Source organism: Allobosea sp. RAF48 (assembly GCF_052114025.1).
GTDB lineage: Bacteria > Pseudomonadota > Alphaproteobacteria > Rhizobiales > Beijerinckiaceae > Allobosea.
In genome coordinates this window covers 400000-415273 of sequence record NZ_JBFRDZ010000001.1, presented here as the reverse complement: position 1 = coordinate 415273, position 15274 = coordinate 400000, and the positions used below count along the sequence as shown (strand labels likewise).

Genomic DNA, 15274 nt, shown 5'->3' with positions numbered 1-15274 from the left:
CTGGTGTCAGGATTGTCAGTTCTGTAGAATTCGCGAGCCCTTCAGGGTCATGTCGGAGGACGCTTTCGCTGTGAAGCGTCCGCTGGCCTGCATCGTGATATCGCGGCCGTGCAGCTCGGCGGTCCCATCCCTCTTCAGGTTCAGCCGGGCATCGCCACTTCTCAGCAGCGTCGCATCCGCGCTCGTTGCCGTAAGGGTCTTGCCTGCGACGATGTTCATTTCGCGCTCGGCTTTGATCGCCAAGGTCTTGGCGCTGGCGAGCTCGAGATTCACCGTCGCATTCAAGGTGAAGTAGCGGGTATCGAGCGTGATTCCCTGCCCTCCGGCGATCTGAAGCCGCCCGGCGACGGCAAGGCTCATATTGCTACCGACGGAGAAGGCGAGCGTGCTGCCGGCCTGGATCGCGCAAGGGCCGCCGCTGAGGATCGTCAATCGGCTCGGCGCGCTGATGGTCATGTTGCCGCCTCTGTCAACCGAGATCGCCTGCGTCAGGAGCGCGATCTGGGCTTCGAGCGCCGCGATGCGCCGCTGAAGGCTATCGACATCCGCATCGGCCATCGTAGCCTCCGGTCAATCGGCAACGACAAGGTGACGAAGCGTCAATCTAGCATGCCGAACTCGCGTCGAGGAAGGACTGCAACGGCTATCCCTTGTCCGGATGCCGGGCGTTCCAGTTGGCGGCGTAGTCGTCGCAGAGCTTGTCGAGCTCGGCCCGGTCGGTGACACCCGCCGGGCGGCTGCGCGAGGGCGCGACCTGCTGGAACGGCACATAGCGCTGATGCGCCACGCGCCAGAGCCGGCGCAGCTCCTTCAGCGGATCGGCATGGTCGTCGACACGGATGTCGAAGCTCGGGACCGGCTCGCCATTCCAGATGCGGATGGCGGCGGACTGCTTGCCGCGCTTGTCGCCGCCGGCCTTCTCGCCGGCTTCGAGCGCCACCAGCAGGCGCTCGTCGAAATCGAGCGCGGAAGCGGCGATATAAGTCTTCAGCGTCTCCTGCACGACCTCCGGCCCGGCGAGCATGTTGCCGGCGACAGAGACCTGCGGCCCGTCCACCGCTCCGCACCAGTCGATGCAGGCCGCGCCCGTATGGGCGGCGATCCTGCCGTCGCGGTCGATGACGTGGAGCTGGCGATGGGCACGGCCTTCGTCTGCCGCCGTCAGCGTCGCGACGATCTCGAGCGCCGAGCGCCCCTCCTGCAGCAGCCTCAGGCCATCGACGCCGTAGAGCGGATTGACGAAGGCCTGCGTCGCAATGGCGCCGATCCGGCCGCCGCCATACGGCACGCGCGAGCCGACGGCGAAGGCGCAGGTCGAGACGGCGACGCCATATGCGCCGGTGGCAGCGTCGCGCGCGACGATGGACCAGGTCATGCAGGCTATCCCTCAGCGGCCGGCGGCATAGGCCTGCATCAGACGCGGCGTCGCGGCCGCGCGCAAGAGCCCGTCGGCGCTGCGTTCCGCCGCGGTGAGCCGCCCGACCGTCCAGGCCGGGGCCTTCTCCAGCATATGGCCGCGGCGCTCCAGCTCGGCGAGCGCGGCCGTGCCGATGCTCTCCTCGATCATCATATGGCCCGGCCGCGAGGAGCGCGGATAGAAGGAGGAAGGGAAGTGCTGCGTATGGAACAGCGGCAGGTCGATAGCCTCCTGCAGGTTGAGGCCGTGATGGACGCGGCGCAGGAAGAGGCCGAGCTGCCACTGCTCCTGCTGGTCGCCGCCGGGCGTGCCGAAGGCGAGCCGGGGCTCGCCCTTCTCGAAGGCGATCGACGGCGTCAGCGTCGTGCGCGGGCGTTTTCCGGGCGCGAGCGAGGAGGGCAGGCCCTCTTCCAGCCAGAACATCTGCGCGCGCGAGTTGAGCGGGAAGCCGAGTTCCGGGATAACCGGCGAAGATTGCAGCCAGCCACCGGAGGGCGTGGCCGCGATCATGTTGCCCCATTTGTCGATGACGTCGATATGGACGGTGTCGCCCTTGCGCCCGGCCGCGACCATCGAGGCCATGGTCGGCTCGCCCACGCTGGCGCCCCCCTGGCCCGGCTGGGCGATGGCGCCGAGCGCCTTCAGCGCATGCGCGACCTGGTCCTCGTATCCGGAGACGATGCCGGGCCGCAGCTCCAGCGAGGCGCGCTCGCCGATCAGGCTTCGCCGTGCGGCGGCATAGTCGGCCGAGAGCAGGGTCTCGAGCGGGACCTTCACGAAATCCGGGTCGCCGTAATACGCCTCGCGGTCGGCGAAGGCGAGCTTCATCGCTTCCACGACATGGTGGACAAATTCCGGGCTCGCCGGCCCCATCCCGGCGAGGTCGATGCCCTCAAGGATCTTCAGCGTCTGGAGGAAGGCCGGGCCCTGACCCCAGGGGCCGATCTTGAAGACCTCCCAGTCGTGATAGGTCACCGAAGTCGGCGTCTCGTAGGTCGGCTTGTAATTCGCCATGTCCTGCGCGGTCAGCAGGCCCTTGTTGCGCCGGCCGGAGGAATCCATCACTTCCTGCGTGCGGCAGAAGCGATCCATCGCCTCGGCGACGAAGCCCTTGTACCAGGCGTCATAGGCGCCCTGGATCTGCTCCTGGCGGTCGCTGCCCTTGGCTTCCGCCTCGGCGAGGATGCGCTTGTAGGTCTCGGCCGCGGCTTTGTTCGCGAAGAGCTTGCGCGCCTCCGGCACGTTGCCGCCGGGCAGGTAGACCGCGCCCGATGTGGACCATTCGTTGGTGAAGAGGTCGGTCAGCTCCCGGATCGAATCCGAGACGCGCGGCAGCATCGGGTGCCCGTTCTCGAAATAGCCGATCGCCGGCTCGAGAACCTCGCGCAGCTTCAGCCGGCCATGGTCGCGCAGCAGCGTCATCCAGCCGCCGAAGGCGCCGGGAATCACGGTGGCGAGCAGGCCGGAGCCGGGGATCAGGTCGAGGCCGAGCGCCTTGTAGGCGGCGATGGTCGCCGCCTGCGGGGCCGGTCCCTGTGCGCAGAGCGTCTCGACCTTCTTGGTTTCAGCCGAATAGAACACGGCCGGCATATCGCCGGCGGGGCCGACGAGATGGGGCTCGACGACCTGCAGCACGAAGGCGGCTGCCGCGCAGGCATCGAAGGCGTTGCCGCCCTTCTCCAGCATCGCCATGCCCGAGGCGGTGGCGAGCCAATGCGTCGAGGTGACGACGCCGAAGGTGCCGAGGATTTCGGGGCGGGTCGTAAACATGGGCGTGTCCAGTGCGTCAGAAAAAGAAGTGTTATCAGGGCGAAACAGCCGAACTCAGGCTTTACTCCCAAGCCTCATCCTGAGGAGCCGCGAAGCGGCGTCTCGAAGGATGTTCCAGAAGGCTCGGAGACGCATCGCAAAGCGATATTGAAATGGTGGATCATGTTCGGCGTCTTGCGAGTTCGGGAAGCCGCTCCCAGTGGCCGTCGATCATGGCTTGCTTCTTCCTGCGTGACCAACCCTTGACGCGCCGTTCCATAGCGATCGCATCGAGAATGCTTGGAAAGTGTTCCGCGAAGACCAAGCTGACCGGTCGCCGAACAAAGGTATAGCTATCGGGGTATACTCCGGCATTGTGCTGATCGATCCTGGTTTCGACCTCTCCACGAGTCGTGCCGGTGTAGCGGCTGCCATCGCTGCATTCCACGATGTATAGCCAGCATCCATCTTGCTTCTGCATGGCACTCGGAAATCCGGCAAAACCGTAGCGCGTTCCGTTCGGTATATGGTAGCAAGACTGCGCAGTCTCCTGGAGCATCCTTCGAGACGCCGCTTCGCGGCTCCTCAGGATGAGGGCTGAGGGAAGCGAAATCACTCAGCCCTCTTTTGGATCGAGCGCGTCGCGCAGGCCGTCGCCGAGCAGGTTGAAGCCGAGCACGGCGAGGAAGATGCAGACGCCCGGCGCCACCGACATCCACGGCGCCTGCTCCATGAAGTTCTTGGCGACGTTGAGCATCTGTCCCCAGGACGGCGCCGGCGGCTGCTGGCCGAGGCCGAGGAAGGAAAGGGCGGCTTCCAGGATGATCGCCTGCGCCATGAACAATGTCGACTGCACCACGATGGGGGACAGGGTGTTGGGCAGCACATGGCGGAACATCAGCCTCGCGTCCCGCGCGCCGACCGCGCGTGCTCCCTCGACGAAATCCTCCATCTTCACGCTCATCACCTGGCCGCGCATCAGCCGAATGAAGATCGGCACCGCCGCAAGCCCGATTGCGATCATCGCATTGGTCAGCGACGGACCGAGCACGGCGGCGAAGGCGATGGCGAGGATCAGGAACGGGCAGGCGAGCAGCGCCTCGGTGACGCGCGAGATCACGATGTCGGTCCAGCCGCCATACCAGCCGGCCAGGAGCCCGAAGGGCAGGCCGATCGCCACCGCGATCAGCACCGAGACGATCCCGGCGAGCAGCGAGGCCCGCGCGCCGAAGAACAGCCGCGAGACCTGATCGCGCCCCAGCTCGTCCGTGCCGAACCAGTAGAGCTCCGAGGGCGGTTTGCGGATGGCGAGGAAATTCGACTTGAACGGGTCGGCCAGCGGCAGGATCGGCGCGAGCACCGCCATCAGCACGAAGATCAGCACGAGCCCGCCGCCGATCAGTGCGGACTTGTTGCGGACCAGCCGGGCGAGAACGCCGGGGCGCGCCGTTACGCCGCTCGCGGCGCCCGCGGAAGAAATGGAATCGAGCGATGCCATTAGCCGGTCCTCAGGCGCGGATTGACGAGGATGTAGAGGATGTCGGCGAGCAGGTTCATCAGGATGAAGCCGATGGCGGTGCACAGCACGACACCCTGAACCACGCCGTAGTCGCGATTGAACACGGCATCGACAATCAGCTTGCCGAAGCCGGGAATGGTGAAGACCTGCTCGGTCAGCACCGCACCCGCCAGCAGCTCGCCGAAGAGCAGGGTCGTCAGCGTGATGATCGGCACCAGCGCGTTGCGCAACGCGTGGCGGTGCACCACCGTATCCTCGTCGAGCCCCTTGGCGCGGGCGGTGCGGACATAGTCCGAGCGCAGCACTTCGAGCATGGCCGAGCGGGTATGGCGCATCAGGAAGGCGGCAAGCCCGTTGCCGAGCACGAAGGCCGGCATGATCAGCCGTTGGATCGCCTCCCAGGGGTGGACGAAGATCGATTCATAACCCGAGGCCGGCAGCCATTTCAGGTGCACGGAGACCAGCAGGATCAGCATGATCCCGAACCAGAAATTCGGGATCGACAGCCCCGACAGCGCGACTGCGCTGGCGGAGTAGTCGACGATGGTGCCCTTGCGCCGCGCCGCCAGGATCCCGATCGGGATGCCGATTGAGATCGCGACGAGGATCGAGGCAGTGGCGAGCTGGATCGTCACCGGCAGCTTCTGCAGGATGAGCCCGAGCACGGGCTCGCCCGTGCGCAGCGAGCGGCCGAAATCGCCTTGGACCACCTGTCCGAGCCAGGCGAAGAACTGGACGAAGATCGGATCGTCGAGCCGATAGATCTCGCGCAGCCGCGCGATCACCTCCGGATCGCGCTCCTCGCCGGCGATGACGAGGAAGGGGTCGCCCGGCAGCGCGCGCTGCAGGGCGAAGACGAAGAGCGATACCAGAAACAGCGTCGGTATCGCGATCAGGAAGCGGCGGATGATCAGGGTCGCCATTGGTCGCTCCAGCCGTCATTGCGAGCGAAGCGAAGCAATCCAGGAGGGCGTAGAGCACGGCCGCCGCTGGATTGCTTCGTCGCTACGCTCCTCGCAATGACGGCCATGGCAGCAGCCGCGCCATGGCCCACCAGTCCGCAGGCTCTCACGAGCGCTTCAGCCCCGCCAGCCGGATCATCCCGTCGGGGTTGATCACGAAGCCCTGCATGTTCGAGCGCATCGCAAAGAACACCGTCTGGTTATAGAGATAGATGATCGGCAGCTCGTCCTGCAGGATCTTCTGGGCCGCGTCGTAAAGCTTCTTGCGCTCGGCCGGCTCGTAGACCGTGCGCGCCTGGTTCAGCAGGCGGTCGACCTCCGGGTTGGAGTATTTGCCGTCGTTCTGTCCGCCGCCCGTGGTGACGAAGGGGTGGATGTTGCCGTCCGGATCGATGCGGCCGGACCAGCCGATCCGGCTCATCTGGAACTTGCCCTGCTGCTGGTCGCGCAATTGGCTGGCGAACTCGGTCGAGCGGATCTGGATGTCGATGCCGGCCTCCTGCGCCATCGCCTGGATCACCTGCCCGAGCTGGGCATCGACGGGGTTGTTGGTGACGAAGAGCTCGGCCGTGGCCTTGGGCTGCCCGGCTTCCTTGAGCAGAGCCTTGGCCTTGGCGAGGTCGCGGGCGGGAACCGGCAGATCGGCGCTGATGTAGAAATTGCCCGGGTTGAACGGCTGGTTCATCGGCTCGTAGAGGCCTTCGAACACGACCTGGCTCAGCACCTTGCGGTCGATGGCGAGCGAAAGCGCCTGGCGCACGCGCTTGTCCTGGCCCACCGGCTGTTTCGCGGCCTCGCCGTTGTTGGTGTTGATGGTGATGCCCTGGTAGCCGAGATTGGCCATGCTCATGACCTTGAGCGATTTGTCTGACTGAGCCGATTTCACGTCGGTCGGCGCCAGCCGCTCCAGCATGTCGAGCTCGCCCGAACGCAGGTTGGCGAGGCGGACGGTCGTGTCGGGGATCGAGCGATAGAGAATGCGGTCGAAATTGTACTTGTCCGCTTCCCAATGCTCCTTGAACTTTTCGAGCACGATGCGGTCGTTCTGGACGCGTTCGACGAACTTGTAGGGGCCGGAACAGACCGGCTTTGCCGTGACATCGCCGGAAAGGCTTTTGGGCGAGAGCATCATGCCAGCGCGGTCGGTAAGCTGCGAGAGCAGCGTGGCGTCGGGCCGCTTCAGCTTCAGCACCAGCGTCGTGGCGTCCGGCGCCTCGACCTTGTCGACCGAGGCCAGCTCCGATTTGCGCAGCGAGTCCGGCAAGGTCATCGCGCGTTCGAGGTTGGCCTTGGCGGCTTCGGCATTGAAGGCCTCGCCGTCATGGAACTTCGCATCGCTGCGCAGCTTCATCGTCAGCGTCAGGCCGTCGGCGGAGAAGTTCCATTCCGTCGCCAGCCGGGGGACCAGCTTCAGTTCGGGCGTGATGTCGACGAGCCTGTCGCACAGCCCCATGAAGACGATGCGGCCGACGAAGGTGCGTGCCTTGTGCGGGTCGAGCATGTCGGGGTCTTCCTGCAGCCCGATGCGCAGGGTCGAGGGCGCCTGCGCGAGTGCGGGGAGCGTCGCCAGCGCGAGCGCGGCGGCCGAGACTGCAACCTTCAACAGCTTCATGCTTCTCCCCCTTGTGCCGATTGTCAGAACCGCACCCGGCCGGCTCGCTTCGCACCGCCACGCCGAATTCGTTCCTCATGGCACCAACCTGACTCAGAATGGCGGGGCCGTCGATCATGCGCCGCATCAATTCGCAGGCAGCGCTGCCTGATCGAGAGGCAGAGCTGAACGTCGATCGAGCAAGGCCACGACGCATGCCTTCAGGAGGACCGGCGGATGCGGCGATGGCAGTCGCCTCGGCACTAATCGGCCGCTAAAACGGCAATCATAGAACCGAGCCGGATGGCCGAGGGAGAGGACCGCATGCTGCTGGGCGTGATTGCCGATGACATGACCGGCGCGACCGATGTCGCGCTGATGCTGAACCGCGCCGGCATGCGGACCGTCCAGGTCATCGGCGTGCCGCCGGCCGGCAGCACGCTGCCGGAGGCCGATGCGGTCGTCGTCGCGCTGAAGTCGCGGACGAATCCGGTGGCCGAGGCCGTCGCGGATTCGCTCGCCGCCTGCGAAGCGCTTTTGAAGGGCGGTGCGCGCCAGATCCTGTTCAAATACTGCTCGACCTTCGATTCCACGGCCGAGGGCAATATCGGCCCGGTGGCAAATGCGCTGGCGGAGCGTCTGGGCGCCGGGCTCGCCATTGTCTGCCCGGCTTTCCCGGCCAATGGCCGCTCGATCTATCAGGGCTATCTTTTCGTCGGCGCCGTGCCGCTGCACGAGAGCTCGATGAAGGACCATCCGCTGACGCCGATGCGCGATTCCAACCTGATGCGGCTGATGGCGGCGCAGGCAGGGTCGGAGGTCGGCCTCGTTGACTACGTCACTGTGCTGGCAGGCCCCGCGGCGGTGAAGGCGCGGCTCGCCAAGCTGCAGGCGGACGGCGTCCGCTATGCCGTCACGGACGCCCTGACCAATGAAGACCTGATGACGCTGGGCCACGCGGTGTCCGAGCACGTCCTGCTGACCGGCGGTTCGGGCATCGCCATGGGCCTGCCGCAGAATTTCCGTCGCGCAGGCCTCCTGCCGGAGCGTCCCGGACCGCAGGAGCTCAAGGCGCCCGCCGGGCGTGCCGGCATCATCTCCGGCAGCTGCTCGACCGCGACGCGGGGCCAGATCAAGGCGGCGCTTGAAGCGGGTTATCCGGCGCTCAAGGTCGATCCCTTCGCGCTGGTCGACGGCAGCCAGGATGCGGCCGGCCTTGCCGCCTGGGCGCTGTCACAGCCGGCCGCCAAGCCGTTCCTCATCTACTCCAGCGACGATCCCGCCGAAGTCGCGGCCGTGCAGGCCAAGCTTGGCCGCGAAAAGGCGGGCAGCATCGTCGAGCACGCCTTCGCGGAGGTCGCGCGGCGTCTATCGGAGGGCGGCGTGACGCGGCTTCTCGTCGCGGGCGGCGAGACCTCCGGCGCGACCGTGCTGGGTCTCGGCATCCGCACGCTGGAGATCGGCCCGGAAATCGATCCCGGTGTACCCTGGACGCGCGTCGTGGACGGCCCAGATATGGTCGTGGCGCTGAAATCGGGCAATTTCGGCACGCCGGATTTCTTCCTGAAAGCCTGGAGCCTGCTGCGCTGATGGGAGCAGGGCGACCCGAGAACGAGAGATCTCTGGCGTCCGAGATGCTCGGGTCAAGCCCGAGCATGACGTTGCGTCGCTATGCCGACCCGCTTCCGTCAGGGGGCAGCGCGCTCTAGGATCGCACGGCAACCAAGAGGCCCGCATGGATATGGCGTTTCTCGGCGAACTTCTGACGAGCGTGGCCGATCGCGGCCGAGCCCTGATCGGTTTCGAGCGCTTCCTCGGCAATCGCGCCCGTCCGATCGACCGGCTCTGCGAGGATCTGCTGTCCGGCCGGGGCGAGGCCTCCGGGATGGCGTTGGCGCAGGCGGTGCTCGAAGCCTGGCAGCGGCTCGACAAGCCCGGCCGGCTTGCCTTCTTCAACCTGCTGCAGGAGCGCTTCGGGCCGGATCACGACCGGCTCGACAGGGCGATCGAGGCCTATCGCACAAAGCCCGATGCTGCCGCGGTCGCGGCCCTGCATCTTGCTGCAGAGCCGCGCCGGCAGGAGCTGTTGCGCCGCTTGAACCTCGCGCCGGAAGGCACGCCGGTGCTGGTGCGGATGCGCGAGGCGCTGTTCGAGGCGATGGAGACTCAAGCCGACCTCAAGGCGATCGACGACGATTTCCGCCATCTCTTCGGTTCCTGGTTCAACCGCGGCTTCCTCGTCCTGCGCCGCATCGACTGGCGCACCCCGGCGAATKTGCTGGAGAAGATCATCCGCTACGAGGCGGTCCACGAGATCCAGGGTTGGGACGATCTCAGGCGCCGGCTCGAGCCGGCCGACCGGCGCTGCTTCGCCTTCTTCCATCCGCAACTCGTCGACGAGCCCCTGATCTTCGTCGAGGTCGCGCTGACCAGCGATATTCCGCGCAGTATCGGAGAGGTGCTCCAGCCCGAGCGCGAGGTCCTGCCCGCGCAGGCGGCGACGACGGCGGTTTTCTATTCGATCTCGAACTGCCAGGAAGGCCTGCGCGGCATCTCCTTCGGCAATTTCCTGATCAAGCAGGTCGCCGAGGACCTGAGGCGCGAGCTGCCCGGCCTCGACACCTTCGTCACCCTCTCGCCTGTGCCGGGCTTCGCCCGCTGGCTCGCCGGCGTCGCGGCCGAACCCGGCGATATTGCCCTCACCAACGAGGAGCGTTCCGAGCTTGCCCGGCCCGCCGGCGAGACCATCTCTCTCGACGATGCGACGAAGGCACGCCGCGACAAGCTGCTCGGCCAGATGACCGCGGAATACCTGCTGCGGGCACGCACGGCCTCGGGCCGGGTCATCGACCCCGTGGCGCGCTTCCATCTCGGCAACGGGGCGCGGCTGGAGCGCATCAATGTCAGCGGCAATCTCTCTGCGCGGGGCCTGCGCGAGTCGCATGGCGTGATGGTGAACTACCGCTACGACCTCGACGACATCGAGACCAATCACGAGGCCTTCGCCACCCGTAACACGGTCGTGGCCTCATCCAGTGTGCGCAAGCTCCTGCGCCCGGCGACGAGTTGAGCGTGATGCAGACCCCCGTCAGCCCTCATCCTGAGGAGCCGCGTCAGCGGCGTCTCGAAGGATGCTCCAGGAGGCTCTGCAGCCATCTGGACCATCCTTCGAGACGGCCCAGTGGGCCTCCTCAGGATGAGGGCTGCATATAAACGACGCTGACACGGAAACGCCTGAAAGGACCCGAAATCATGGGCAATCACCTGTTCGACCTGATCCGCTCGCGCATGCCGGCGCCGGATGCGCTCTTCGCCGAGCTCGATGACGGCAGGCGCTTCTCCTATGGCGACATGCTTGCCGTCTCCGCCCGCTTCGCCAATGCGCTCGTCGAGCTCGGCGTGAAGCCAGGGGACCGCGTGGCTGTTCAAGTTGAGAAGAGCTTCGAGGCGCTGATGCTCTATCTCGGGACGGTGCGGGCGGGCGCGATCTTCCTGCCGCTCAATACCGCGTACACTCCGGCCGAGATCGAGTACTTCCTCGGCGATGCCGAGCCTGCAGTCTTCGTCTGCGATCCCGCGAAGGCCGAAGCGCTGCGTCCCTATGCCGAGAAGGCCGGCGCGAAGCTGGAGACGCTCGGGGTCGGCAATGGCAGCCTGCTCGACAAGGCCAATACGGCTTCGGCCACCTTTACCGATGTCTCGCGCGGGCCGGACGACCTTGCCGCCATTCTCTACACCTCCGGCACGACCGGCCGTTCCAAGGGGGCGATGCTCAGCCACGACAATCTGTCGTCCAATGCGCTGGCGCTGGTCGACTACTGGCGCTTCGGCAACAGCGACGTGCTGCTGCACGCCCTGCCGATCTTCCACACGCACGGCCTCTTCGTCGCGACGAATGTGATCCTCCTCGCCGGCGCCTCGATGATCCTGTTGCCGAAATTCGATCCGGATCAGGTCTTCAAGTACCTGCCGCAGGCGACGAGCATGATGGGCGTGCCGACCTTCTATGTTCGGCTCCTGCAGGATGCCCGCCTGACGAAGGAAGCGACGAAGCATATGCGCCTGTTCGTCTCCGGCTCGGCTCCCCTGCTGGCCGAGACGCATCGGGAGTGGAGTGCCCGCACCGGCCACGCCATCCTCGAGCGCTACGGCATGACCGAGACCAACATGAACACCTCGAACCCTTATGAGGGGGTTCGGGTAGCCGGCACGGTCGGCTTCCCGTTGCCGGGCGTCTCGGCGCGCGTGGTCGATCCCGAGACGGGCAAGGCGCTGGCTGCCGACGAGATCGGCATGATCGAGGTCAAGGGCCCGAACGTCTTCAAGGGCTACTGGCGCAATCCCGAGAAGACCAAGGCGGAGTTCCGCCCTGACGGGTTCTTCATCACCGGTGACCTCGGCAAGATCGACCCCGCCGGCTATGTCCATATCGTCGGGCGCGGCAAGGACCTGATCATCACCGGCGGCTACAACGTCTATCCGAAGGAAGTCGAGACCGAGATCGACGAGATGCCGGGCGTAATCGAGAGCGCAGTCATTGGCGTGCCGCATCCGGATTTCGGCGAGGGCGTGACCGCGGTCGTCGTCGCCAAGCCCGGCGCCGACATCACCGCCCAGGCCATCGCCAAGGCGCTCGAGCAGCGGCTTGCCAAGTTCAAGCAGCCCAAGCAGGTCTTCGTCGTGCCCGAATTGCCGCGCAACACCATGGGCAAGGTCCAGAAGAACCTGCTGCGCGAGCAGTACAAGGACATCTACGCCAAGCGGCTGAAGGCGGGGGAGTAACGGCCCGCACCGTCATTCTCGGGCGAAGCGCAGCTTCGACCCGAGAATCTCATGCAGGATGAGGCGCTTCTCTTTCCAGAGATGCTCGGGTCAAGCCCGAGCATGACGCTTGGCTGAAACGGCTCACAACAGCGCGGGTACACCGAGTTCGATCGTGTCGCCATCGGCGGGAATGCGCAGGCGCTGCATGTCGACGCCGCGTTCCTTCGCTGCCTTCCGCAAGGCGGCCCGCGTCACCGTGGCGTGGTCGAGCGCTTCCATATGCGTCGCGATCACGGTCGCGCGCGGGAAGGCATCGGCGACATCGAGCGTCTGCTCGTCGTCCATCACGATCAGGGTGTTGTCCCACATCGCGCCGCAGGAATGCGTGACGATGATGTCCGGGCCGGTCGCGGCCACGGCGTCGCGCAGCGGCGGGTAGAGCACGCTGTCGCCGCACCAGTAGATGGTCGGCTCGCCCGGCGCTTCGAAGCTGAGCCCCATCACCGGCCCCATCGTCTCGACGACCGCGCCGGTGCCGTGCTGGGCCGGGTGCCGTTTCAGCACGATCGAGCCCAACCTGACGAAGCAGTCGATCGCGGTGATCGAGGAGAAGCCCGCCTGCGCGATCGCCGCCTCGTCGCCGGGCTGGCAGATGACCGGCAGGTTCTTCGGGATGCGCTGTTTGGCGATGTCGTCGAAATGGTCGGCATGGAGATGCGAGACGATCACCGTGTCGACGTCGGCAAGGATGTCCTCGATCGGCTCGGGCAGGTCCACCATCGGGTTCTGCGAGCGTCCGGTAAAGGAGCGGCGGCTGTGCCGCGGGCCGAAATCGGGGTCGATCAGGAAGGTCCTGCCGCCATAGTCGAGTTTCAGCGTCGCGTTGCGGAGAAGTTTGAGCTTCATATCCGTCGGCTCCTCGGGCATCGGACCCAAAAGTGGAATGCACTTTTCGGAAGATCCGATGCTATGACAAAGAGCTGGATCGCCACTTTGCGTCCGGCAGGACGCGCGGCGATCTAGTCTCGGGGCGGGCATTGTTCCGCATCCCGACACGGTGAGACCAGTTCGGATTTGTGAAGCTCTTCCCACGTTCGCGTGAGGTATCAGGCTGGCACAAACTGGCCATAAGGTACGCTCCGGCGCGCGGTGCGCAGCGCGCTCGCCCACCAGTGGAGCTGCGCCAGCATGGTCGCCATCGCCTGTTCGGCACGGTCGGCGTTGAGCAGGCCGCCCTCCGCATCGAAGCGGCTCCAGACATCCGCGAAGGCGACGCCGTCGCGGATCGGCGCGGCGTGCAGCTCTCCGAAGACGAGGCGCAGTTGCTCGACGGCGCGCAGGCCGCCGGAGATGCCGCCATAGGAGACGAAGCCGACCGGCTTGCCGCGCCATTCCGGCCCGACCGCGTCGATCAGGAACTTCAGGATCGCCGGATAGCCGCGATTGTATTCGGGTGTGACCACGACGAAGCCGTCTGCCCAGTCGATGACCTGCCTGAGTTCTTCGAGGGCAGGGTGCTTTCCGCTGACATGGCGCGGCGGCAGGTCGATCTCGCCGGGATCGACGACGGCAAGGTCGAAGGGGCCGTCACCCTCGATCTGCGATACCGCCCAGCCGGCGACCTTGTCGCAGAAGCGGCCTTCGCGGCTGCTGCCATAGATCAGGGCGAGCCTGATCCTCGTATCGACCTTCTGGTGCATGGAAACGCTCCGGTTTGCATCACGGGAGCAGGGCTTATAGAACCTCAAGTAAGGTTAAGGTCAAGAGGTGTTTCCGATGTCCCAGCATTGGTCCTTGCCGGGCGAGCTCAGCGTCGGCGACGTCGCGCGCCGCAGTGGCCTCGCCGTCTCGGCGTTGCATTTCTACGAGGCGGAAGGGCTGATCCGCAGCCATCGCACGCCGGGCAACCAGCGCCGCTACCCGCGCGAAGTGCTGCGCCGGGTCGCGATCATCAAGGTGGCGCAGCGCGCCGGCATTCCGCTGAAGACCATCGGCGAGGCCTTCAAGGCTCTGCCGCAGGAGCGCACCCCGACCGTCGCCGACTGGACGCGGCTCTCATCAGCCTGGAAGGCGGAACTCGAGCGCCGCATCGACCGACTGACGCGGCTGCGCGATCATCTCAATGGCTGCATCGGCTGCGGCTGTCTGTCGGTTCGAGACTGCCCGCTGCACAATCCGCTCGACCGGCTGGGCGAAGAGGGGCCGGGTCCGCGCCTCCTCGATCCGGATTGAGAGGTGCCGGAAAGCGCGCCTGTGACTTTGTGCGGAAACACGCCGTCGTCGCTCCGGGCCGAGCCCGGAATGACGTTGAGGAGGGGTGAGCTAGAAGCTCAGTCCGCCTTGTAGAGCGTATCGAGCGGCAGGCGCGCGACATCGGCCATCAGCTGGACAAAGCCTTTCGCCTGCAGCGCGGCGGTGGCCTTGCCCTTCTCCGACGTCGCGAGGCTGGCGTCGCCGACCGCGCCGGAGCGGTTCACGTCCTGCGCCATCCAGGCGAAGGCATGTGGGCCGGTCGGCCGCAGATGCGTGTAGCCTTCCTCGGCCATCGTCACCGTATGCGGCTTGAAATACGCGGCCTTGCTCATATCGACGAGGTCCGGCCGGAAATGCAGCATCAGAGAGGTCTCGACATCGCCGCCATGGATGCCGTGGCGGATATCGAGCTCGCCATAGAGCCCGTCGGGCAGGCCGAAGGACATCCAGGCGGTGCAGATGGCGAGCATGCCGTGGCCGACGCGCAGCTCCCGCGCGACGATCTTCATCGGGTCGACATTGCCGCCATGCGAGGTGATCAGCACGAGCTTGCGGAAGCCTGCCCGCTTCACGCTCTCGCCGATCTCGATCCAGGAGCGGATCGCGCTCTCCCAGCCGATCGTCAGCGTTCCCGGCGAGTGCAGATGCTCGTTCGACTTGCAGACCGCCTGAGTAGGCAGGACGAGCACGTCGAGATCGGCCGGCACCAGCGGCATCGCCTCGGCCAGCATCGCGTTCATGACGGTGGTGTCGACCGAGACCGGCAAATGGGGGCCGTGCTGCTCGATCGCAGCCAGCGGCAGCACCGCCACGGTGCGCTCGGGCGAGAGCGCGGCGAAATCGGAACTCTTCAGGTCGCCCCAGAAACGTGCGGTCATGATCAGGCCTGTCAGGAGCCGGCGCGATTGCCTCGTTTCTGTGCAGAAACCCGGTGGCGCGGCGTTGCATTGTCCCGCCGTCCTATCGCATGGGATAAGGAGACGGGCCAGTGGCCGGTCCGGCGGCAGGCGCAGGGGAGA

The 15274-nt window shown here is 66.1% G+C and carries 14 protein-coding genes; 4 read left to right on the top strand and 10 right to left on the bottom strand.

All coding sequences use genetic code 11. The features are described 5' to 3' along the window. Window positions 1-15: 15 nt before the first annotated feature. From AB4Z10_RS02030 to AB4Z10_RS02000, 7 genes are all read right to left on the bottom strand, one after another. Window positions 16-558: a DUF2345 domain-containing protein gene (locus AB4Z10_RS02030; protein WP_441468685.1), complete on the bottom strand. Its 543-nt coding sequence runs from the start codon at window positions 556-558 to the stop codon at window positions 16-18. Window positions 559-643: 85 nt separating this feature from the next. After that, window positions 644-1375, bottom strand: coding sequence for a DUF1028 domain-containing protein (locus AB4Z10_RS02025; RefSeq protein ID WP_441468684.1), 732 nt, complete (start codon window positions 1373-1375; stop codon window positions 644-646). Between the two features lie 12 nt (window positions 1376-1387). Continuing rightward, entirely contained in the window at window positions 1388-3187 is a 1800-nt protein-coding gene (locus AB4Z10_RS02020) for a gamma-glutamyltransferase family protein (protein ID WP_441468683.1), read from the bottom strand. 160 nt (window positions 3188-3347) lie between these two features. Next, window positions 3348-3647, bottom strand: a complete 300-nt coding sequence (locus tag AB4Z10_RS02015) for a GIY-YIG nuclease family protein (protein WP_441468682.1) — start codon at window positions 3645-3647, stop codon at window positions 3348-3350. 135 nt (window positions 3648-3782) lie between these two features. Next, entirely contained in the window at window positions 3783-4664 is an 882-nt protein-coding gene (locus tag AB4Z10_RS02010; RefSeq protein WP_441468681.1) for an ABC transporter permease, read from the bottom strand. Continuing rightward, the gene (locus AB4Z10_RS02005) at window positions 4664-5608 is read right to left on the bottom strand and encodes an ABC transporter permease (RefSeq protein WP_441468680.1); all 945 of its coding nucleotides are present in this window, start codon (window positions 5606-5608) and stop codon (window positions 4664-4666) included. The genes AB4Z10_RS02010 and AB4Z10_RS02005 overlap by 1 nt, the downstream gene beginning before the upstream one ends. A gap of 145 nt (window positions 5609-5753) precedes the next feature. Then, entirely contained in the window at window positions 5754-7259 is a 1506-nt protein-coding gene (locus AB4Z10_RS02000; protein ID WP_441468679.1) for an ABC transporter substrate-binding protein, read from the bottom strand. 303 nt (window positions 7260-7562) lie between these two features. On the opposite strand from AB4Z10_RS02000, the gene otnK reads away from it, so the two are divergent. From otnK to AB4Z10_RS01985, 3 genes are all read left to right on the top strand, one after another. Continuing rightward, window positions 7563-8828 (top strand): 3-oxo-tetronate kinase, encoded by a 1266-nt coding sequence (otnK, locus tag AB4Z10_RS01995; protein WP_441468678.1) that lies wholly within the window; start codon window positions 7563-7565, stop codon window positions 8826-8828. A gap of 145 nt (window positions 8829-8973) precedes the next feature. After that, the gene (locus AB4Z10_RS01990) at window positions 8974-10308 is read left to right on the top strand and encodes a malonyl-CoA decarboxylase (protein ID WP_441468677.1); all 1335 of its coding nucleotides are present in this window, start codon (window positions 8974-8976) and stop codon (window positions 10306-10308) included. Window positions 10309-10490: 182 nt separating this feature from the next. Further along, a complete protein-coding gene (locus AB4Z10_RS01985; RefSeq protein ID WP_441468676.1) occupies window positions 10491-12020 on the top strand; it encodes a malonate--CoA ligase in 1530 nt (509 codons plus the stop codon). 123 nt (window positions 12021-12143) lie between these two features. Here AB4Z10_RS01985 and AB4Z10_RS01980 read toward each other — a convergent pair whose 3' ends face one another. Both AB4Z10_RS01980 and AB4Z10_RS01975 read right to left on the bottom strand, forming a co-directional pair. Further along, window positions 12144-12908, bottom strand: a complete 765-nt coding sequence (locus tag AB4Z10_RS01980; RefSeq protein WP_441468675.1) for an MBL fold metallo-hydrolase — start codon at window positions 12906-12908, stop codon at window positions 12144-12146. Between the two features lie 200 nt (window positions 12909-13108). Beyond that, a complete protein-coding gene (locus AB4Z10_RS01975; RefSeq protein ID WP_441468674.1) occupies window positions 13109-13702 on the bottom strand; it encodes an NADPH-dependent FMN reductase in 594 nt (197 codons plus the stop codon). A 76-nt stretch (window positions 13703-13778) separates the two neighbouring features. Between AB4Z10_RS01975 and soxR the strand changes: the two genes are divergently transcribed. Beyond that, on the top strand, window positions 13779-14234 hold the full coding sequence (soxR, locus tag AB4Z10_RS01970) for a redox-sensitive transcriptional activator SoxR (RefSeq protein ID WP_441468673.1): 456 nt from the start codon (window positions 13779-13781) through the stop codon (window positions 14232-14234). A gap of 98 nt (window positions 14235-14332) precedes the next feature. On the opposite strand, the gene AB4Z10_RS01965 is transcribed toward soxR, so the two are convergent. Further along, window positions 14333-15133, bottom strand: a complete 801-nt coding sequence (locus AB4Z10_RS01965) for a creatininase family protein (RefSeq protein WP_441468672.1) — start codon at window positions 15131-15133, stop codon at window positions 14333-14335. Between the last annotated feature and the right edge of the window lie 141 nt (window positions 15134-15274).